This window comes from Haladaptatus sp. T7 (genome assembly GCF_026008575.1).
Classification (GTDB): domain Archaea; phylum Halobacteriota; class Halobacteria; order Halobacteriales; family Haladaptataceae; genus Haladaptatus; species Haladaptatus paucihalophilus.
This window is the reverse complement of sequence record NZ_BROP01000001.1, coordinates 302608-323058: the sequence shown is the minus strand read 5'-3', so window position 1 is coordinate 323058 and position 20451 is coordinate 302608. Positions and strand designations below refer to the sequence as shown.

General features: G+C 63.2%; 22 protein-coding genes and 1 tRNA gene. 9 read left to right on the top strand and 14 right to left on the bottom strand.

The features are described from left to right. Positions 1–23: 23 nt before the first annotated feature. Entirely contained in the window at positions 24–869 is an 846-nt protein-coding gene (locus OPC11_RS01855) for a right-handed parallel beta-helix repeat-containing protein (RefSeq protein ID WP_264780840.1), read from the top strand. An 8-nt stretch (positions 870–877) separates the two neighbouring features. On the opposite strand, the gene OPC11_RS01850 is transcribed toward OPC11_RS01855, so the two are convergent. From OPC11_RS01850 to OPC11_RS01835, 4 genes are all read right to left on the bottom strand, one after another. Continuing rightward, positions 878–2149 (bottom strand): ABC transporter substrate-binding protein, encoded by a 1272-nt coding sequence (locus OPC11_RS01850; RefSeq protein WP_264780839.1) that lies wholly within the window; start codon positions 2147–2149, stop codon positions 878–880. A 153-nt stretch (positions 2150–2302) separates the two neighbouring features. After that, a complete protein-coding gene (locus tag OPC11_RS01845; RefSeq protein ID WP_264780838.1) occupies positions 2303–3661 on the bottom strand; it encodes an ABC transporter substrate-binding protein in 1359 nt (452 codons plus the stop codon). 101 nt (positions 3662–3762) lie between these two features. Next, entirely contained in the window at positions 3763–4341 is a 579-nt protein-coding gene (locus OPC11_RS01840; protein WP_069450619.1) for a CBS domain-containing protein, read from the bottom strand. 139 nt (positions 4342–4480) lie between these two features. After that, on the bottom strand, positions 4481–5239 hold the full coding sequence (locus OPC11_RS01835; RefSeq protein ID WP_007977416.1) for a GTP cyclohydrolase III: 759 nt from the start codon (positions 5237–5239) through the stop codon (positions 4481–4483). 183 nt (positions 5240–5422) lie between these two features. On the opposite strand from OPC11_RS01835, the gene udk reads away from it, so the two are divergent. Then, positions 5423–6160 carry a uridine kinase gene (gene udk, locus OPC11_RS01830; RefSeq protein ID WP_007977415.1) on the top strand — a complete coding sequence of 246 codons (738 nt, stop codon included), beginning with the start codon at positions 5423–5425 and terminating at the stop codon, positions 6158–6160. Here udk and OPC11_RS01825 read toward each other — a convergent pair whose 3' ends face one another. Both OPC11_RS01825 and OPC11_RS01820 read right to left on the bottom strand, forming a co-directional pair. Further along, positions 6161–6481 (bottom strand): DUF5785 family protein, encoded by a 321-nt coding sequence (locus OPC11_RS01825; RefSeq protein ID WP_007977414.1) that lies wholly within the window; start codon positions 6479–6481, stop codon positions 6161–6163. It lies immediately after the preceding gene. Between the two features lie 44 nt (positions 6482–6525). After that, positions 6526–6732 (bottom strand): helix-turn-helix domain-containing protein, encoded by a 207-nt coding sequence (locus OPC11_RS01820; RefSeq protein ID WP_264780837.1) that lies wholly within the window; start codon positions 6730–6732, stop codon positions 6526–6528. A 176-nt stretch (positions 6733–6908) separates the two neighbouring features. Between OPC11_RS01820 and OPC11_RS01815 the strand changes: the two genes are divergently transcribed. Both OPC11_RS01815 and OPC11_RS01810 read left to right on the top strand, forming a co-directional pair. After that, entirely contained in the window at positions 6909–7886 is a 978-nt protein-coding gene (locus OPC11_RS01815) for a malectin domain-containing carbohydrate-binding protein (protein ID WP_007977410.1), read from the top strand. 63 nt (positions 7887–7949) lie between these two features. Further along, a complete protein-coding gene (locus OPC11_RS01810; RefSeq protein WP_264780836.1) occupies positions 7950–8597 on the top strand; it encodes a TMEM175 family protein in 648 nt (215 codons plus the stop codon). Between the two features lie 302 nt (positions 8598–8899). Here OPC11_RS01810 and OPC11_RS01805 read toward each other — a convergent pair. Further along, a tRNA-Ser gene (locus OPC11_RS01805) sits at positions 8900–8982 on the bottom strand. A gap of 147 nt (positions 8983–9129) precedes the next feature. Here OPC11_RS01805 and nhaC point away from each other — a divergent pair. Beyond that, entirely contained in the window at positions 9130–10578 is a 1449-nt protein-coding gene (gene nhaC, locus OPC11_RS01800; RefSeq protein ID WP_264780835.1) for a Na+/H+ antiporter NhaC, read from the top strand. A 33-nt stretch (positions 10579–10611) separates the two neighbouring features. Here the strand turns inward: nhaC and OPC11_RS01795 are convergent, their stop codons facing one another. After that, positions 10612–11364 (bottom strand): DUF2064 domain-containing protein, encoded by a 753-nt coding sequence (locus OPC11_RS01795; protein WP_018128749.1) that lies wholly within the window; start codon positions 11362–11364, stop codon positions 10612–10614. A gap of 68 nt (positions 11365–11432) precedes the next feature. On the opposite strand from OPC11_RS01795, the gene OPC11_RS01790 reads away from it, so the two are divergent. After that, entirely contained in the window at positions 11433–11642 is a 210-nt protein-coding gene (locus OPC11_RS01790) for a hypothetical protein (protein ID WP_007977405.1), read from the top strand. Positions 11643–11775: 133 nt separating this feature from the next. On the opposite strand, the gene OPC11_RS01785 is transcribed toward OPC11_RS01790, so the two are convergent. The 4 genes from OPC11_RS01785 to aroC all read right to left on the bottom strand — a co-directional run bounded on the left by OPC11_RS01785 (position 11776) and on the right by aroC (position 15258). Then, positions 11776–12405 carry a uracil-DNA glycosylase gene (locus tag OPC11_RS01785; RefSeq protein ID WP_007977404.1) on the bottom strand — a complete coding sequence of 210 codons (630 nt, stop codon included), beginning with the start codon at positions 12403–12405 and terminating at the stop codon, positions 11776–11778. Between the two features lie 31 nt (positions 12406–12436). Continuing rightward, entirely contained in the window at positions 12437–13351 is a 915-nt protein-coding gene (locus tag OPC11_RS01780; protein ID WP_264780834.1) for a hypothetical protein, read from the bottom strand. Between the two features lie 355 nt (positions 13352–13706). Continuing rightward, the gene (locus OPC11_RS01775; protein ID WP_264780833.1) at positions 13707–13985 is read right to left on the bottom strand and encodes a HalOD1 output domain-containing protein; all 279 of its coding nucleotides are present in this window, start codon (positions 13983–13985) and stop codon (positions 13707–13709) included. Positions 13986–14109: 124 nt separating this feature from the next. Beyond that, positions 14110–15258: a chorismate synthase gene (gene aroC / locus OPC11_RS01770; RefSeq protein WP_007977402.1), complete on the bottom strand. Its 1149-nt coding sequence runs from the start codon at positions 15256–15258 to the stop codon at positions 14110–14112. Positions 15259–15362: 104 nt separating this feature from the next. On the opposite strand from aroC, the gene OPC11_RS01765 reads away from it, so the two are divergent. Further along, complete coding sequence (locus OPC11_RS01765; RefSeq protein WP_007977400.1) at positions 15363–15752, top strand: hypothetical protein; 390 nt, start codon at positions 15363–15365, stop codon at positions 15750–15752. 3 nt (positions 15753–15755) lie between these two features. On the opposite strand, the gene aroA is transcribed toward OPC11_RS01765, so the two are convergent. After that, positions 15756–17045 (bottom strand): 3-phosphoshikimate 1-carboxyvinyltransferase, encoded by a 1290-nt coding sequence (gene aroA, locus OPC11_RS01760; protein WP_264780832.1) that lies wholly within the window; start codon positions 17043–17045, stop codon positions 15756–15758. 123 nt (positions 17046–17168) lie between these two features. Then, entirely contained in the window at positions 17169–17705 is a 537-nt protein-coding gene (locus OPC11_RS01755) for a universal stress protein (RefSeq protein WP_139136229.1), read from the bottom strand. A gap of 110 nt (positions 17706–17815) precedes the next feature. Between OPC11_RS01755 and OPC11_RS01750 the strand changes: the two genes are divergently transcribed. Beyond that, on the top strand, positions 17816–18994 hold the full coding sequence (locus OPC11_RS01750) for a Xaa-Pro peptidase family protein (RefSeq protein WP_007977394.1): 1179 nt from the start codon (positions 17816–17818) through the stop codon (positions 18992–18994). A 161-nt stretch (positions 18995–19155) separates the two neighbouring features. Next, positions 19156–20388, top strand: a complete 1233-nt coding sequence (locus OPC11_RS01745) for a carboxylate--amine ligase (RefSeq protein ID WP_264780831.1) — start codon at positions 19156–19158, stop codon at positions 20386–20388. Positions 20389–20451: the final 63 nt, after the last annotated feature.

The following is a 20451-nucleotide window of genomic DNA, read 5'->3' as shown; positions in this document are numbered from 1 at the left end:
CACGAGCGGTGCGTGTTGCATCCATGGCGCGTTCACGGTGGGTCGCCTCGGTGCTCGCGGTTGCGGTCGTGGCCGCGTTCGTGCTCGTTTTCGGGATTCCGACACCCGCCACGCCCGCCTTCGACGACCCGCCGACTCGCCTCGATTCCTGTTCGGTGATACGTGATTCAGGGCGCTACGTTCTCACCGCCGACATCGACGAGCGTGCGGAGTCGTGCGTTCGAATCACCGCCGACGACGTGGTTCTCGACGGGAACGGACACGTAATCGACGGGCACACGTTTCGGGAGAACACGACGGGTATCGCGGTGACGGGACGGAACGTCACGGTGCGAGACCTGACGGCCGTCAACTGGACGTTCGGCGTTCGATACGAGGGGGCCCGCGGGGGGACCGTGACGAACGTGACGACGTGGCACACCGGGGACGGCGTGACGGTTTCCGACTCCCCGGAGTCGCGGGTCGGACGCGTGACGGCGACGAACGGCTTCACCGGGATTTTCGTGCGCGACTCCGACGGGAGCGTCGTCTCGAACGGCGTCGTCCGGGATATGAGTTCGGTCGGCCTGTTCGTCGCCGACTCCCGAGACGTGACAGTGAGCAACGCCTCGGTCGTCCGGAGCAAAACCGGCATCGCGCTGCTCGGAGACCGGAACGGACGGGTCACGGACGCGGTCGTTCGTTCGACCCACGAGGCCCTCCTGCTCGTCGATTCACGGAACAACGAGATACGGAACGCGACGCTTTCGAATCCCGACGGAGCGGCGGTCGTGGCGCGCACGAACGAGAGCGACAACCGGTTGGTCGGGACTCGTGGGAACTGGACGAGCGACGACGCGTCGGGGACGACGCACAAAAATCGGGCGTAGCGGCGCGCTCAGCCGAGCGCCTGTTGGATGACGGAGGAGTACGACGACTCCCCTTTGTTGAACGCCACCTGATTAGTGACGTTGCCGCCTTGTTCCTGCTGGAACTTCTGTGCGAACTGGTTCGACAGTTGCTGGCCGTAATCGTTGTTCACGTACAGCGTCGCGGCGGATTGCGCGCCGATGCGCTCACCAGCGACCTGTGCCATCACGCCGCCTTGGAGCAGGTCGCTCGGCGCGGTGCGGAAGATGTAGTCGTCGTCCTGCAGGCGCGTGACGGTTATGGCCGTGCTGGACGGCGAACAGCCGACGATTTGGTTCGGGATGAACACCTCGCTCGCAACGGGGATGTTGTTCCCCGAGGACGCCGGACCGGAGATGGCGGGGAAGCCCGCGTTGACGAGGGCGTTCGCGCCGCTGAGCGACGCCTGCCGAGCGGTCTGGGTGTCCTCGACTTGCGTTTCGACTTGGAGGTCGACGTTCCCCTCGTTCACCTGCTGAATCGGGAGTCTCGACGCCTGAATCATCGGGCCGCCGACGGACGCGAGGTCGCCGGTCTGTGGCAACAGGATGCCGACCCTGATGGTTCGGCCCAATCCTCCCGGTGCGTTGTTCGCTTCCGGACCGCCCGCGTTGCTCTGGAACTGTCGGGTGTTTACGACTCGAATTCCGTCTTCCGTTTGCGGTGCGAACTTCCAGACGTCGTAGGCCGCGGACGCCGGGTCGCCGTTCGCGTCGAAGTTCGTCGAACTCGATGCGCCTTGGTAGTTGATGTCTTCGCCGTTCGCGGCGGCTCTCACGGCGTCGACGAGGTTTTCCGGGCCGTACTCGGTTCCCGGCGGATTGGCGACGCGACGCATCTGGTCGCGGATCTTCTGCCCGTCGTTCTCTCCCGCCGCCGCGTTGGCGAGGATGAGAATCGCCACGGAATCGTACGACTGGGCCGTGAACACGCCCGGCGGCGAGTCGTAACGGTCTCGGAACAGTTTCGTGAACGCCTGTTGGTTCGGACCGGCGGCGGCGGGTGCCGTCCCGGTCACGTTCTGCATGTTGTTGCCTACTTCCTTCGGAAGGCTGGAACTCTGTAGCCCGTCCGGCACGAGGACGGGAACGTCCCGTCCGGTCGCGTAGAAGTCGCGGAACAGCTGAATTCCGCTCTCCGGATAGCCGATGACGGTGAGCATGTCCGGGCCACCCCCCTGTTGGAGCGTTCCCATCAGCCCCACGGTTGTCGCTGCACCTGCCGCTCGAAGGTAGGCGCGACGGTCGATTTTCTGACTCATACCCGGTGGAACCCTCACCGTTCCGAGGCAAAAGTATATCTTAAACTATCATTATAGATGTCGGTCGGTTCATCGTCCGGCGGTCGATACACCAGCAGTCAGCGCGACTGACGTTTTTTCCCGAGAAAACGGCCGAACGAGTGAGACGGGCGGTCAGTTCGAACTCATCGCCTTCTTGATGACAGACGTGTACGACGATTCGCCCTTATTGAACGACACCTTCTGGAGCATCGTGCCGTCGTACTTGTCGGTGAAGGTGTTCGAGAACTTGTCGGACAGCTGTTGACCGTAGCTGTTGTTGACGAACAGCGTCGAGGCCGTCTTGCCGCTCAATCGCTCGGACGCGACCTGTGCCATGACTTTGCCTTGGAGCAGGTCGCTCGGCGCGGTCCGGAACACGTAGTCATCGTCCTTCAGGTTCGTCACCGTCAGCGCGGTGCTGGACGGCGAACAGCCGACGATACCCTGCTTGATGTACACCTGCTGGCTCACGGGGATGTTGTTCCCGGACGACGCGGGACCACAGATGGCAGGGTACCCGGCGCTGACGAGCGCGTTTGCGCCGCTGAGCGACGCCTGTTTCTTTGTCTGTGAATCCTCAATTTGGGAGTCCACAGTGATGTTGATGCCGGCGTCGTTGACCTGTTTGACCGGTATCTTCGCCGCGTTTATCATCAGGCTCCCGGTCGACCCGAGGTCGCCGGTTTCGGGAAGCAGGATACCGACCTTGACTTTTCGGTTCTTGCCGCCGGGAGAACTGTCCGCCATCTTACCGCTCGGTTCGCCTTCGAATTTGATGGTATCCTCCGTCTTGATGCCACCGTCGGCACTGGAGTCGAACTTCCAAACGTCGTAGGCCGCGGACGCCGGGTCTCCTTTTTTGTCGAAGTCCACGACGCTCGATGCGCCTTGGTAGTTGATGTCCTCGCCGCGTGAGGCGGCCTTGACGGCATCCACGAGGTCCTCGGGGCCGTATTTCTGCCCGCCGGGATTGGCGACACGACGCATCTGGTCGCGGATTTTCTCCCCGTTGTTGGCCCCCGCTGCCACGTTGGCAAGAATGAGGATGGCAACTGCGTCGTAGGTGTGGGAGTTGAACACGCCCGGTTCACGGTCGTACTCGTCTTTGTACATCTCCGTGAACGCCTGCTGGTTCGGCCCGGAAGCCGCCGGCGCGGTCCCGGTGACGTTCGCCATGTCGTTGCTGACCTGCTTCGGCAGTTTCGAGTCGCGCAAGCCGTCGGGGACGATTATCTTCTGCTTCCCGTCGGTGCTCTTGTAGTAGTCGCGGAACAGTTGGATACCGCTCTCGGGGTAGCCGATGACGTTGATGACGTCGGGACCGCCGCTGTTCGTGCCGCCACCGCCTCCGTCACTGGTTCCGTCTCCATCACCGGTGTCGCTCGTATTGTCGTTTCCGGCACCGCCACCACCGATACAGCCCGCGAGTCCGGCGATTCCCGCCGTACCCAGGCCCTTCAACACGTCACGCCGTTCGATATCATATCGCATGGACAGGGATGGGTATCGACCCAGCCGATATAAATCTACCTTTAGCCGTTTTTAAAATTCAACAAATGCTACCATTTTTCGGAGAAGTAGGAGCGAGTCGGCTAGAAATCGCGGCAGTCGGCACAGACCAACTGTCCGTTGACGTTCGTCAAATCGTGGGTGAGCGCGCCGCAGACCTCACAGATGCTCTGATTCGTGTACTCGCTGTCCCCTCCGTTCGTCTCCATTCGTCCGCCGAGTTCGGTGTCCGCGGCTTGCCGTTCGCGCTCCCGTTCGTTGGAGCGCGTGATGCTCGGCGGGGATGCGGACGCCGAGATGACGTCCCGTTCGGTGAGGACGCCGAGCAGTTCGTCGTCGGCCCCGGTGATGATGATGCGTCGAATTCCCTGCTGTGCCATCATCCCGGCCGCGTCGGCGAGGCTACGGTCGGGACGCATCGAGATGACCGGCTTCGACATCGCTTCGGAGACGGTGGTTTCCTTGGGGTCTTCCTCGTCCGCGACGAGGGACAGTACGTCCGCCTCCGTCATGATTCCGACCGGTTCACGTCCACGGAGGACGACGACGCTCCCCACACCCTCATCCGACATGAGGCGAACCGCACCCAGCACCGTGTCGGATTCGCTGACCCCGACGTATTCCCGGGTCATCACGTCCCGCACTATGACTTCAGCGTCCATATGTGAACGTTTGACACAACCGTCCTAAAAAGTATCCCCGGCATCTTTATTCCCGCGTCCGTCGAATAGTACTAGCTACGTTTTCGGCCCCGAAACCGAGGTCTCGAATTCGGGGACGGCTACCCGAATTCGAAGACGACTACTCGAACTCGATTTTGCTGCCGGTCGCACGACACGTTTCCAACGCGTGTTTTGCGTCCATCCCGGCGTCCTGTGGCACCCGACCCTGACCGACGCCGACTTTCAGGTCGACTTCGACGCTCTCCTTGACGTGTCGAATCGCGTCCTCGTAGTCCGATTCGGTCAGATTCGGGCAGACGGCGATAACGTTGTCGCCCCCGACGAAAAACGAGAGCGAGTCGTGTGCCTCGCGCATGTAGCGCATCAGTTCGGCGTACCCCTGCTCGATGTGGATGAACGAATCGAAGGCGTTCACCTCGTCGGTGTAGTTGCCGGTCATGTCGTTCACGTCGAAGTGGGCGATCTGCACGTCGTCGTCCGTCCGGAACTCCTCATCTATCGTCCGACCGTCGAGAATCTCCCGGCGCGAGTGGTCCTGTGCGCTTCCGGCGTCCTGTAGCAGTTCCGTGGCGTCGTGAAGGGCCTGCACTGGATTCGTGCCGGTGGCGACGCTCAAACTGACGGTCACGGGATAGCGGTTGCCGACCGATTCCTGCACGAGCGCGTGGTCGTCCAGAGAGAGACCGTTCGTCACGGCCACCATGTTGTCGAATCGCGTGAAGAAGACGTAGCCCTCTCGGTTGCCGATGAGTTGCGAGAGGTCGGCGTACAAGCGCGATTGCAACGTTTGAAGGTCCACTTCCCGACGCGGTTCGGGCGTCACGGTCCACGGCCCGTAGTTGTCGATCTGAATCAACGTTATCTGGGCGTTCGTCACTGTTGGTCGTGCGTTGGCAGCACTATCGTATAAGCGGTCCTAATCGTGATTTGCGTCTCAAAAATGGGATGGTGGGGAATCGTTGGGGGATGGGACGGTGAACCGTGAGAATATCGGAACGTCAGTTCTCGGACCGATTCGGATTCCGGGGGATTCAAATCTCCCTTCCACCTGCACCCCACAATGAGTATCCCGTCGTTCGTCATCGGTATCGCGGGGGGCACTGGCGCGGGGAAGACGACAGTGGCCCGCGAGATAACGGAAGCGCGGAGTGATTCTGTCACTCGCATTCCGATGGACAACTACTACAAGGACCTCTCGCACCTCGACTTCGAGGAGCGGACGGAGATAAACTACGACCACCCGTCGGCGTTCGAATGGGAACTGCTCCGCGACCATCTCGACTCGCTGCTTTCGGGCCAATCCATCGAGATGCCCCAGTACGATTTCAGCGTCCACAACCGCAAGGACGAACGCGTCACGATCGAGCCGACGGACGTCGTGGTCCTCGAAGGCATCCTCGCGCTGTACGACTCCGAAGTCAACGAGATGCTCGACCTGCAGGTGTACGTCGAAACCGACGCCGACGTGCGTATCCTCCGCCGAATCGAGCGGGACGTGGTGGACCGCGGACGCGACCTCGAAGGCGTCATGGACCAGTACCTCTCGACGGTCAAGCCGATGCACGAGCAGTTCGTCGAACCGACGAAAAAGCACGCCGACCTCATCATCCCCGAGGGCGCAAACCGGGTCGCGGTCAACCTCCTCGAAGAGAAGGTCCGTGCGGAGACGCGAACGGAGCACGCGTGGGACGTCGAAGAAGAGATTCGACTCCCGACGGACGAGGGAACCGAGCGACCGGAAGCGCCCGCCGCGACACCCGACGGTGGCGGCGAGCGATGGTCGGAAAAGTCGGAGTAGTTAGGCGCGTTTCTTCTCGGGGTTTTCGCCGACCGGGTGGTAGTCCCAGAAGCCACCGGCCCGCATCGCGTTGCCGACGGCTTTGTGGAAGTCGGTTATCGTCTCGAACTCGGTCGGTTCGACGTATTCGAAGATGTCGCCGACGCTGACAACCTTCTTGTAGTTGATCCGAATCGGCTCGTCGGAGTGTTCCTCGACGAACTCGTCGCGTTCGAGCGGGAAGTCCTCGTCCTCGTCCAGTTTCTTCGCGAGGATAGCGAGTCCGTACTTTCGTCCTCCCTCGCTCCCTTCGTCACCATCCGGGTCGTGAGGCCAGTCCATGTTCGCACCTCTATCAGGGGAGAGCAAAAGGGTTGCTTTCTGTCTCACTTTCTCGGCGTGGGGAGTCCGTGTTCGACCAGACACCGATGACCGCGCCGAAGCTGTTCCGAGACGGCTTGGTGTGAGACGCCGAGTTCCTCGTCGAGGCCCGTGGTCGTCACCCACCGCGAAATCTCGTAGTCTCCCCGTTCCATGGCGCTCCGCAACGTTTCGTGTTCTTGCTCGGTGAGTTCGTGCGGTTCGGTTACCATCGTCGTCCGCTTTTGGACGTTCTGTATCTCTAGCGGGAATTCGGGTGCATTCAAATAGGGGCGGTAAAATAACGCACGTACTTTCGTCTCGGTTGTACTTTAACCGGTGTATAATTAACTGGATGGCCTGCTGAACCTCGGAGCATGGCGCGGTATACGCGGGGGAGATGAGAAACATGTCAGGCTCTTCATCCGGAGGATTCATCCACGGGATACTTATCGGCGGTGGCGTCGTTTTCTTCGTTGCGGGAATACTGATCGTGACGGGGGTGCCGGGCGGCGTGCTCCAACCGGCGTCCGGCGGTGCGAACGACTCCACCAGTACCCCGGTCGAAACGACACAGACGACGCCGACCGCCACGACCACGACGGCAGCGCAAACGACGCAAACGACACGAACGACTTCGACCACCACGCGACCGTCCACCACGACGGCACAGACCACAACGACGACACAAACGACGACAGCGACGACGGCACCGAGTAAGACGGTTCGGTACCGTGTCAACGTCGGTGGCCGATGGCTCTCGTCGTCGGACACTGGCCCGAACTGGCTGGAAGATTCCGAAAACGACCCCGTTCGGTTCGGGAACGCGCGTGTCAGCGGCAGCCACACCAACGGAACGAACGACCCCATCGCCATGACGCCCGCGGTTCCGGCGGGCACGCCCGAGGCGATGTTCCAGAGTCGGCGGTACGACGCCGACACGAAGAACGACCGGACCGACGACACGGAGATGCAGTACCGCTTCCCGGTGCGGAGCGGGAAATACGAGGTCAGACTGTACTTCGCGGAGACGTATCTCGGTAACTCGGGCTGGAACGACCACAAGAAGGAAGGACCGCGGGAGTTCGACGTCGAAATCGAGGGCAACCGCGTCCTCCACAAGTACAACATGTACAAAGAACTCGGTCACGACCGGGGAACGATGAAATCGTACACCGTCACCGTCCGCGACGGCACCCTCAACGTGAAGTTCCTCCACCGGAAGGAAGACCCCATGCTCTCGGGCATCGAAATCGTCCGGGTGAACGATGGCAACGTGAACAACAGCCGCGACGGCTCGGACGGAACCGACGGATGGTCGTGGTCCCGCGACGTGCCCACCCAACCGCTCGCCGCGGTCACGGACTCGGGCTTCGAACCGGCGTAATTCCTGCTCGTCTATTTCGACGCGGAGATAGATAAAAGCGTGTGAACGTCGTACATCGGCCGCATGAGCGGCCTTCTTTCACGGGAGACGGAGGAGACGGAACGCCTCGTCACGTTCAGCGATGGCGTCTTCGCCATCGCCATCACGCTGCTGGTGCTGGACATCTCCGTGCCGACAGTCCCGGCGGGAGAACCGGCGTCGGTGCTTCCCACTCTCGTCTTCGAACAGTGGCACGAGTTGTTCGGATACGTGTTCAGCTTCCTCGTCATCGGGTCGTACTGGGTGCTCCACAGACGGGTGTTCTTGTACATCGAGAAGTCCGACAAACGCCTCGTCTGGCTCAATCTCCTCTTCCTCCTGTTCGTCGCGTTCGTACCCTACGCCACGTCCCTGTTCACCGCCTATCCCGACCGGTTCGGCGTCATGTTCTATGCGGGAACGCTCGCCGCCACGGGCTTCCTCCTCGCTGGATTGTGGGGCCACGCCGCACGGACACGCCTCGTACAGGAAGGGCTCCCTCCCCGTGCGATGGCCATCCGAGCTGCGCGATTTTTCGTGTCTCCGACCGTCTTCGTCCTCTCGATAGGAATCGCGTTCATCGACCCGTTCGTCGCTATTTTCAGCTGGTTGCTGGTCCTACCCTTCACCGCCCTGTTCGAATCACGGCTCGTCAACTACCTCGAAGGAGAAACGGAAGAATCGACGTCGTAAACCGAACGATGGCTCGAACCGCCTCACTCGACGCTCACGAGTTGCTCGCGTCGAGAACGGTGGGATTGGGATGTTGAACAACGCCCGAGAACCTGCACTCCGTGCAGAACCTCGGTCTAATTCAAACCTAATCGCCTCACTCGACGCTCACGGATAGTTCGCGTCGAGAACGGTGGGATTGGGATGTTGAACCTCGTCCAGACATTCCTGCTCGCTCGCTATCGCTCGCTTCGCGGGCTGTGACTGGCCTGATTCAAACCCAATCGCCTTACTCGACACTCACGGATAGTTCGCGTCGAGAACGGTGGGATTGGGATTTGAACCCAAGAGGCATGACGCCACCTGCTTTCAAGGCAGGCGCAATAGGCCGCTCTGCCATCCCACCACGGGCGGGTGTACTCGGTACCGGGTCTAAGAAGTGTCGGTCTCGGTTCGCCGACGTATCCATCGAGATAGATTACGCGAGTGAAATATTATTCGAGGACATTGAATCATAACCGTTTAATTCCCCTGGTGCATTTCCCCGGGTACGATGTCATCACTGGATTTCGAGCCGCTAACGTACGACGAGTTGCCGGAGGACAGGCGACCTTCGTTCGGACAGGCGCTCTTGCCCGTCCTCGCCACGGTCGTCTTTCTCGCGGTCGGGTCGGCGTGGTTAGGGATGGACCCCCACATGCCGCTGTTGTGGGCCATCGCGTTCACCGGTCTCGTCGGCTACTACGTCCTCGGCCTCTCGTGGGAGGACTTGTACGACGGAATCGCGGACAGCCTGTTGATGGGGCTACAGGCCGTGTTCATCCTGTTCACCATCTACGCCCTCATCGCGACGTGGATCAGCTCCGGGACGATTCCGGGGCTGATGTACTACGGGCTGAAACTGCTGTCGCCCACCGTCTTCCTCCCCGTGACGGCGGTGCTGTCGGGACTCGTCGCCTTCTCCATCGGGTCGTCGTGGACCACGGTGGGGACGCTCGGCGTCGCCTTCATCGGCATCGGGTCGGGACTCGGGATTCCCGCGCCGATGACCGCCGGGGCCATCCTCTCCGGCGCGTACGCCGGTGACAAGCAGTCGCCGCTCTCGGACACGACCAACCTCGCGGCGGCGGTGACGAACACGAAACTGTACGACCACATCCGTCGCATGCGAACCGGGACGATGCTCGCGTTCGGCCTCGCCGTCATCGGCTACGCGATTCTCGGCCTCCGGGCCAGCGGCGCGGTGCCGACCGGTCGCGTCGGGAACATCCAGCAGGCGCTGCTCGGAACGTACCACATCTCGCCGCTGGTGTTCGTCCCGCTCGTGGTGACGTTCGGGCTGGCGCTCCGAGGATACCCCGCGCTACCGTCGCTCGTCGCGGGAATCTTCTCGGGCGTCGGGACGGCCATCCTCGTCCAAGGGGCGTCGTTCACGGCCGCGTGGAACGTCGCGCTGGCCGGAACCGAACCGAAGACGGGTATGGAACTCGTCAACGGACTGCTCCAGAGCGGCGGAATCCAGGGTTCGGCGTGGACCATCAGCGTCGTCGTCGCGGCGCTCGCTCTCGGCGGACTGCTCGAGACGACGGGCGTCCTCGCCGTCCTCGCACACCGCCTCTCCGAGTCGGTCAGCAGCGTGGGCGGCCTGGTCGCCGGAACGGGTGCGGCCGCGATGGTGACGAACGTGCTCACCGCCCAGCAGTACATGAGCATCGTCGTGCCGGGAATGACGCTTCGCAACCTCTACGAGGAGCACGGACTCGACAGCAGCGACCTCTCGCGGGCCGTCGAAGCCGCCGGGACGCCGACGGGCGCGCTCATCCCGTGGCACGCCGGAGCCATCTACATGGCGGGTGCGCTCGGCGTCTCGACGCTCTCCTACGCACCGTACTACCTCTTCGGCTTCCTCTCCCCGGCCATCCTGTTCGTGATGGCGCTCACGGGGTGGCGGCTCGAAACCGAATCGTCGGAAAAAGCGGGTACGGTCCCGTCCGCCGACTGACGGACGTCTGAACGACGAACGAAGGAGACTTTTCTACCGAACCAACTTGCGTTCTCCGTCCCGTTCTTCGACGCGCACGCCGAGTTCGTGGAGGTACGACGCCGTGTTGACCGGGACGATTCGTTCCGCGGCGATACGCGCGTTCAGCAGGGGAATCAGCGACCGCAGGTCCTCGCCCGTCACCACGCTCGTCATCGAAGGGAGGTAGTCAACGTCGTGTCCGGCATCGACGGCGCGATGGGTTGCCGTTTCGAGTTCCGGCACGGTGTACACGTCATCGAAGTCGATGGTGCCCGTCGCGCCGAGGTAGTATAGTCGCCCGTCGTCCGCGGGGCCGAGGACGACCTCGCTCCGGCGGAGTTTCATCGCCGCGCTGTCGATCTCCTTCCGCGTCAGCATGGGCGCGGTGCCGTCCACGATGGCGACCGAAGTCACCCCCTCCTCTTCGAGCAGGTGCGTCGCCGTGTTTCCGGCGCGTCCCGAGAACGTCTCGCCGACCTGCACTTCGAAGCGCACGTCGCTCACGTCGTCGAGCGCTTCCTCGGCCAGCGCGCGGAGTTCCTCCTCGGAACTCCCGGCACCCTCGTACTCGTCCGGGATTTGGTCGTCGGGACGGTAGTTGACGAGCAGTTCGCCGCCGCTGTTCGCCGCCGCGAGGAACGTGTCCTTCAGCATGGCGGCGTACAGTTCGGTCGCCTCGCTCGCGGAGAGCGGCGACGTTTCGGGGAGTTCCGGCAGGACGAACCCTTCGCGCGGCGGGTCGGCCAGTACGGCGATGGTGGTCATACCCGCCCGTCGGTGCGGAAGCGCCTTGAAAGCCACCATTTTATGGCCTCCTCGTTCCAATTTCGCCCATGCACTGGACGAAACCCCTCGGCCTGCTCGGCGTCGCCGTTCTGGCGGTGCTCACGGTCGGCGCTCTCGTCGCGTTCGTCACGCAAACGCTCACCGGCGACGCCGTTACCGCCAGCATCGCCTCCATCGCCCTGCTCGTCGTGGCCATCGCCGGACTGGCACACGTCGGCGGTCGCTCGAAACGGTGGCGGCAGAACCCGTACTGGTAACCAAATCGAGACCGCTTGTCGGCCCTGTCGCTCTTTCGCCTGCCGTTATCGGCCGTGCCGCCCTTCGTCGGCCGTTATCGGCCTTGTCGTCCTTTCGTCTGCCGTTATCGGCCGTGCCGCCCTTCGTCTGCCGTTATCGGCCCTGTCGTCCTTTCGTCTGGCGGTAGTCAGTCCCCATCAACTCGGCGAAGTGCTCGACGAACGCTTCCGTCTGTTCGTCCGTCTGTTCTTCGGGGTGTATCATCGGCACGAGTTCGAAGCCCCGCCCGCGAATCGTCGTCGCGTGGTCGTCAACGATGTCGATGTCCGCCGCGGGCTTCGTGGTGTATTCGGCGGCGATTTCGGCCAGCGCGCCCGCACCGACCGGGACGAGAATTTCGGGGTTTATCATCCGAATCTCGGCGTTCAGGTACGGCTCACACGTCATTATCTCGCCGTCGTTCGGCGGGCGTTCCGGGTGGTGACAGCGCGTCAGATAGGTGAGAAACGCGTTCTCGATTTCGGGTTCCTCGGCGTCCGCCGGGGACTCGTTCATGCCGAGCCGACCGAGAAGTCCCTGTAGTCGCTCCCCCGCCGCGTCGCCGGTGAACGGGACGCCGGTTTCGTCCGCCCCCGCGCTCGGCATCTCGCCGACGAACAGGAAGTCGGCGTCCACGTCGCCGTAGCCGTGGACGACTCGTTCACGGCGGTTACACAAATCGCAGTTCGTACACTCCTCGTCCATTCCGAAGGGGTTCGAGCGCTCCTCCTGTTTCGCGTTCATGCGTTCGCTTGTGCGGCGAGCCTAAAAGGGGCTACTCCTCGGCGAGGGCGAGAAACGACGCCGCCCATCGCGCGCCGTCGCGCGCCGAGACGCGGTGGCCCCGTTCGTCGTAATCGATGAGGCCCGCGGAATCGAGTTTCGGGAGGTGAAGCTGATACAGCGTCGAGTAGTACTGGCGGTGCTGGGTGGATTCCGGTTCCATCTCGCCGATTTCGCGTCGTGCGACCGCCGTTGCCAACTCGTCGATAGCGACCGCCCCGTCTGTATCGAGAAGGTATCGAAGCGCGTCACGCCGACGCCTCGAACCGAGCGCCTCGAGCATGCCGTCGAGCGGGGGGCCGTCTCGGACCATCGTCGCGGACGAGCGAACGTCGCGGCCTCCCTCGTCGGTGACTTCGACCATCTCGTCCGCGAACACTCGTAGGGGAGCAATCTCCGAATCGTCGGCCGCGCCGTGATAACAGAAGTACCCGACGGCGTTCGCGTCCGCGAGTCGCTCGGAGACGGCATCGAAGAAGGGAATTATTTCGCGGGGTGAGACGTGCTCGAACGCGGTCGTGAGCGAGTCGAAAACGACCGTCGTCTCCCCGTCGTTCGCCGCGAGCGCGGACGCGACCGCCGATAGAATTCCGTCGAGGTCGTTCGGTCGGTGGACGGCTTCGACGGCCGCTTGTACGGTGCGTTCGGCGGATGATCCGTCCTCCGTGGGCGGTATCGCTCCGCCAACCTCGACGAGTCGAACCCGGTCGGGGAGCGTCCCGACGGAGCGTCGCCACGTTCGGAGGAACGACTCGGCGGACTTATCGCACGTCACGGCCACCAGCGCGTTCGTTTCGTCGTACGGGAGGGCGGGGAGAGCGTGACCTCCCGTACGACCGTCGTCGCTCGCCGGAGTGGTGACGAGGATGCATCTTCCTGCCTCGAAATCGAGATTCGCGTTCGTCATGGCGGTTGGTCTCGGTGCTCGTTCGTCGCGTGCGATAGCTGCTGGAGGGTCGTGGTCCGAGGGGAAAGGGTGAGATGATGTGTCATTGGTTCGGTTCTGTGGTTCGCGGTGGATGGGGGGATCGTTTTACGGTGAAGGGCGACACGGTCTCGCGCGTCAGCGGACGCTTCCGAAGCCATCTCTGACGGCGGAACCGACCGGTTCGACCGCGATGACCGGTGCGAAATACGACGATCGGAGTACTGCCGTTCGCCGTCGTCTGTTCACCTCGTACGATGCAATTCGTAATAAGTTTATTCGTGAATAAAAGGGGGTGAGACTGCACGATGGCGCTCGTCGAACGGATGCGACAGTCTTAGTGGCCGCTCGTCTCGTCGTCAGTGGGTCGTTCACGGAGCAATACGTGCCCGTTCGAGTGTGCGAACACCGTGAAACCGTCCATCGAGAACGTGATGTGGCCCCGTTTTCGGCCTTTCCCTTCACGTGTGGCGGTAAAGAGCGCGTCGAGGGCGTCGGGGTCGATAACGTCAGCCAGCGGAATTCGAGTTTTGGTCGGGTCTACGCCTCGAATCGACGCGACCGATTCGATGACGGTTTCGCTCAGAAATCGTGGTGTCGCCGTGTCACAATACACGTGGTACGCGTGCGGATCGGAAGCGACGCGCGTCGGGGTGTTTGCTCCATTTTCTTCGTCACTGTCGACATTTGGTCTGTTCATCTACGATACAGCAGCAATATGTACCGCAAACGATATAAAATTACGTCTCAGGGCGGCTGGGATGATAGTCCGTTTCGTATGCACCCGGTCGGTCGTCCAGTCGGTCGGGATTGACCCGTCCGCCGAGCAACATGAAATCCACGAGCGTCAGCGCGAGCATGGCTTCGACCACGGGGACGCCGCGGGGCGGGAGCACGGGGTCGTGACGGCCGATGACCTGCACGTCCTTCTCCTCGCCGGTTTCCCAATCGACCGTCGTCTGGGTCTTCGGAATCGAGGTCGGCGCGTGGAGCGTAACCTCGCCGTAAATCGGTTCGCCCGTGGTGATGCCGCCCTGAAGGCCGCCGTGACGGTTCGTCACGGGTCTCGGGTCGTCGTTCTCGTCGAACTCCCACTCGTCGTTTCGGTCGTGTCCGGCCCATTCGCGTGCCTCTCGACCGAGCCCGAACTCGAAGGCGGTGGTCGCCGGTATGGACATCATCGCCTGTCCGAGTCGAGACTCGACGGAATCGAACCGCGGTGCGCCCAACCCGCGCGGAACGCCGCGCGCTTCGAAGTATATCGACCCGCCGATGGAGTCGCCCTTCTCTTGATAGTCGTCTATCAGCTCGCGCATCTCGGCGGCGGCGTCGGGGTCGGCGCATCGGACTTCGTTCTCCTCGCTGTGTTCGAGTATCTGCTCGAAACTCACGTCGTCGGAGCGCACGTCGCCGATTTGGTTGACGTGGGCTTTCAGTTCGATGCCGACGGACGAGAGTATCTTCTTGGCGATGGCTCCCGCCGCGACCCAGTTCACCGTCTCGCGCGCGGACGACCGACCGCCGCCGCCCCAGTTTCGCGTCCCGAACTTCGCCGAGTAGGTGAAATCCCCGTGGCTCGGCCGCGGCGCGGTGATGAACGGTTCGTACTTTCCCGAGCGGGCGTCCTTGTTCTGGATGACCATTCCGATGGGCGTTCCCGTGGTGTAACCGTCCTGAATCCCGCTGTTGATGGTCACGGCGTCGGGTTCGTCCCGACTGGTTGATATCATCGACTGACCGGGTTTCCGTCGGTCCAAGTCGGCCTGTACGTCGTCGGTCGTGAGTTCCAGCCCCGCCGGGCAGCCGCTCACCGTGACGCCCATGGCTTCCCCGTGGCTCTCGCCGTAGGTCGTCACCTGAAAGAGGCGTCCGAATCGGTTTCCGTTCATTACCCGTTCCTCTGGCACCCTACCATTTAGAGGTTACAGGCCGCGGAACGTTTCGCCACGACGGCCGAAAGAAAATTTATAGCCGGAACGCGAAGACGGAGGCGATGAATCGGCGTCGATTCACCGCCCTGCTCGGTCTCGCAGGAAGTTTCGCGGGTTGTGTCAGTCGCCTTCCAGTCGATAACGGTGCCGACGCCGCGAAACCGGTGAGCCTCCGCGTTCGCAATTTCTTCGACGAGCGGCGGGTCGTCACGGTGACTATCGACGGAAATCGAACGGGCGACCACTACAAATCCGACTTTTACCTCTTTCCCGGATGGATAGCGAACCGTCGAAACATCCTCGAAGCGGACACCTACGAGGTGAACGTCCAACTCGACAACGGCATGTGGCGCACCGTGGACTGGCAGATGGAAGGCTGTGACACGAACGTCATTTTGATAGACGTCGGACCGGACGGAATCGGCGTCACCGCGACGTGCCAGAAGGACTGACCCTCAGCGCTGTACGCCCGCGCCGAGGTCGTAGAGGACGTCGAAGAAGTCGGGGAACGACACGTCGACGTGCTCCGCGTCGGCGACCATCGTCGTCCCGTCGGCGGCGAGTCCGGCGACCGCGAGCGCCATCACGATTCGGTGGTCGCCGTGCCCGTCCACGACCGAGCCAACGAGGTTCGATTCGTCGCCGTAAATCGTGAGCGCGTCGTCTTCCTCTTCGACGCTCGCTCCGAGGTTCGAGAGTTCTTTCGCCATCACGGCCACGCGGTCGGTCTCCTTGTAGCGGACGTGTTCGCAGTTTTCGATTCTCGTTTCGCCGTCGGCGATGGCGCCGAGCGCGGCGATGGTCGGAAGGAGGTCGGGCGTGTCGCCGACGTCGACCGTGACGCCCGAGAGCGATGACTGCCGAACCGTGAGCACGCCGTCGTTGCGGTTCCACTCGACGTCCGCGCCCATGCGGTCCAGCACGTCCACGATGAACGTATCGCCCTGTGCGCTCGGATACGCGCCCTCGATTCGGACGCGCTCGTCGTCATCGGCGGCGACCGCGCCCGCCGCGAGGAGGTAGGAGATGGAGGAGAAATCGCCGGGGACGTGGTACTCGCCGTCGCTCGGTTCGTAGAACTGACCGCCATCGACGCGGTAGCCGCCGTCGCGTTTCTCGGCGGTGACGCCGAAGTCGTCCAGCAACTCCAGCGTGATGTCCACGTAGGGGGCCGACTTGAGTTCCGTTTCGAGGTCGATGGTCACGCCCTCGTCGGTCAGCGCGCCCGCCATCAACAGCGCGGAAACGTACTGTGACGACACGTCGCCAGGAATCGACACCGTTCCGCCCGAAATCGGTCCCTTCAGGACGAGCGGCGCTTTCCCGTTGCCGCGGGTGCTTTCGCCGCGTCCGCCGAGTTGGTCGATTGCGGAGAGCATCGGTCCTTGCGGCCGCGAGCGGAGCGACGCGTCTCCCGTGAGAACGGTAATGCCGTCCACGAGCGCGGCCGTCCCCGAAACGAGTCGGGTTGTGGTCCCGCTGTTCGCACAATCGAGCACGTCTCCGGGGGTCGTCGGTTCGCCGCCGAAGCCGTCGATTTCGATGGCCTCGCCGGTGTCGGTCACGTCGCCGCCGAAGGCGTCGACGGCCCGCATCGTCGCTTTCGTGTCGGCGCTGATGAGCGGGTCGAACACCAGCGCGCCACCGGAGTAGCCTGCCGCGAGAATCGCACGATGCGTGTAGCTCTTCGACGGGGGTGCCCGCGCCGTCCCCGAGAGTTCAGACTGGGAGATTTCGACGTCCATGTCCGACCCGTCTATCCGAACGGGTATCAGACTACCGCCCCCCGGAAAATATCGCCGGTCGGAGAGATTCCGCCGAGCGAAGATATCGCGCCGGTCGGTGCCGTCCCGACGGTCGGAGTCGCCTCACCTCACGATGGTGACGGGAACCGTGGCGCGTCCGGCGACCTGTTTCGCTACGCTGCCGAACAGGGTTTCGTAGCGCTCCGACGCGCCCCGATGGCCGACGAAGATGGCGTCGAAGTCGTTGTCCTCGGCGAACTCCGTGATGCGCTCGACGGGTTCGCCGTACAGCAGGCCGGTTTCGATTTCGACTCCCTCGCGCTCCGCGCTCGCTACTGCATCGTCGAGCAGTTCCTGCCCGCGGGTTTCCGCGTCCTCGACGCTCGTCAAGAGGAGTTCGCGGTCCGCCTCGGCGAAACTCGTCGGCGGTACGTCGCCCCCCGTGAACACCTCCGTCGGAACGACGACGTGAATCGCCGTGACCGAGGCGTTCGTGTCCGCCGCGAGGTCCACCGCGTAGTTCAGTGCGTCCGTGCTCGACGGCGAACCGTCGAGCGCGACCAAATACCCTCCCATGATGAGTGGTAGTTCGTCGTGAAGGAGGATGTGGATTTCGGCGGAAACTGGCGGTGGGTTCCGAGACCGCCGACGGGAAGACATCCGGTATTGCTCGAACCGTTCGGCAGTCCGCGGGTGGTTCCCGGGCGATGTTGCCGGGAACACGTTCGCGCTCCGACATCGTTTTGGTCGTCGCCTCTGTGTCGAACGACATGGCACAGGACCTCTCGGAATTGGATTCTGCCCTCGACTCGATGGGTGTGGACGGCTTCCTCATCGACGCCGATTCGACGGATTCGGACCAGTTGTATCTCTCGGGTTTCGACGCGCCGGACGCCTTCACGACGCTGTACGCCGATGGCGTCCACCTCCTCGTCTCCAGTCTGGAGTACGGTCGGGCGAAAAAGGAGAGCAACGCCGAAACCGTCTCCCGACTGTCGGAGTACGACTACTACGAGAAGATCGCCGAACACGGACCGGAGGCGGCGAAGAACCACATTATCGCCGAGTTCCTCGCCGACCACGGCGTCGAGTCGGTGGCAGTCCCCGCCCGGTTCCCCGTCGGAACCGCGGACGGACTGCGCGAGGCAGGCGTGACCGTTCGCCCCGACGACTCCTCGGTCCTCGTGGGCATTCGGGCGACGAAGACGGACGAGGAGATAGAACACGTCCGCGTCGCCCAGAAAGCGAACGAGGCGTCCATGCGCGCCGCCGAGGACCTGCTCGCGGCGGCGACGATAGAGGACGGCCTGCTCTACTACGAGGGCGAACCGCTGACCAGCGAGCGCGTGAAAGAGGAGATAGAGGTGACGCTCCTCCGCCACGGGGCCGCGCTTGACGAGACCATCGTGGCTTGCGGCGCGGCGGCGGCGGACCCGCACGACCGCGGCAGCGGCCCGCTCGCGGCGAACGAAGCCATCATCATCGACATCTTCCCGCGCGACAAGACCTCGAAGTACCACGCCGACATGACCCGGACCTTCGTCCGCGGCGAACCGTCCGAGGAGATACGCGAACGCTACGAACTCACGCACGAGGCGTTCGACGCGGCCTTCGACGCCCTCGAACCCGGCGCGACGGGCGAGGACGTGCACGCCGCCGTGTGCGACGTGTACGAGGCGGCGGGCTACGACACGCTCCGGAGCAACCCGAACGCGGAGACGGGATTCATCCACAGCACGGGTCACGGCGTCGGTCTGGACGTCCACGAGGACCCCCGACTCAGCCCCAGCGGCGGCGAATTGGAACCCGGCCACGTCGTCACCATCGAACCCGGCCTGTACGACCCCGAAGTCGGCGGCGTCCGCATCGAGGACATCGCCGTCGTCACGGAGGACGGCTACGAGAACTTCACCGACTACCCGATTCGACTCGTGGTGGACGAGGAGTAAGCCGAACTCGATCGGCGAGCGACCCCGATTTTCGATTCGGTTCTCAATTCCCTCCTTCTCAATTCTCTCCTCTTCGTTCTTGTCTCCGTTTCTGCACCCGAGATACCGGCGGCTTTCACCCGGTCGAACAGCCTTTAGGCACCCCTCCGAAAATCGAACCCATGGCCGACGAATTCCGTTCCTTCGAGGGGCTTCGGCGCGCGCTCGCCGAGACGACGTTCGACAAACCACCGGCGATAGTCTGCAACGCACACGTCACCGGATTGAGCGTGGCTCGCGCGCTCTCCGCCCACGACGTACCCGTCATCGCCATCGACCGGGACGGCCTGGGCGTCGCACCGCCCTCCGACGCCGTGGACTTCGCCGGACGGGTGACGTTTCCGCTCGACGATGCGGCGGGGTTCCGCGAGGACGTGGAAGCGCTCGCCGCCGAATTAGACCACGAACCCGTCGCGTTCCCGTGCATGGACGAATGGGTCCACGCATTCGCCGGGACGGAACCCGAGGGCGTCCGCCTGCCGTTCGCCGGTCGGGAGACCATCGACGCCGTTCTCGACAAGGAGTCGCTCTACGCGAAAGCCGAGGAGCTGGGCGTCCCGTACCCCGAGACCTACCGCCTCTCGGAGACGGACCCGGAGGACGCGGCCGACGCCCTCGGTTTCCCGCTGGTGGTCAAACCCGCCCGCAAACGCGAGTTCGAGGAGGCCGTCGGCACCAACGTCATCGAGGTTGCAGACCGGGAGGAGTTGGCCGACGTGACCGCGATGGCCGACGACGCCGGAATTCGCGTCATGGCACAGGAGAAGGTGAACATCGCGGCTGGACGCGACTGCTCACTCGCCTCCTACGTCCCCCGGTCCGGCGACCCGGTGACGTTCGTCGGCAACGCCCGCGTTCGCTACCCGCGAGCGTTCGGCACCTCGTGTCTGGTTCGAGCGACCGACCAGCCCGAAATCGAGGACCGCGCGCTGAAGGTGCTGGACGAGACTGGCTATTATGGCATCAGCGAGTCGGAGTTCGTCTACGACCGGGACCGCGAGGAGTACGTCCTTCTCGACGTCAACACCCGTCCGTGGAAGTGGATTTCGCTGCCCGTGCAGGCCGGTGCCGACCTGCCGGGGGCCGCCTACGCCGAAGCGGTCGGTGAGACGTTCGAATCCGACGAGACGCACGACGCGACGTGGGTCTATCTCGCCGACTATCTGAAACTCCTGTCGAGCGAGGCCGGGTTCTCGGACGTGCTGTCCGCGGGGCAGTGGGAATCGTTGCTCTCCGGCGGGTTCGAGGATTCGGACGACCTGACGACCGGCGTGTATCGACCCAGCGACGTCGGTCCCGCCTATCGGCTCGTGAAGACCGAGTTCGGAACCAGCGACTACTACTGCTCCTGTTAGCCCGATTTCGGAGCAGTCCGGTCGCCCGTCGATAATCGGCAGTTTCCTCGCGTCTGTTTCTCT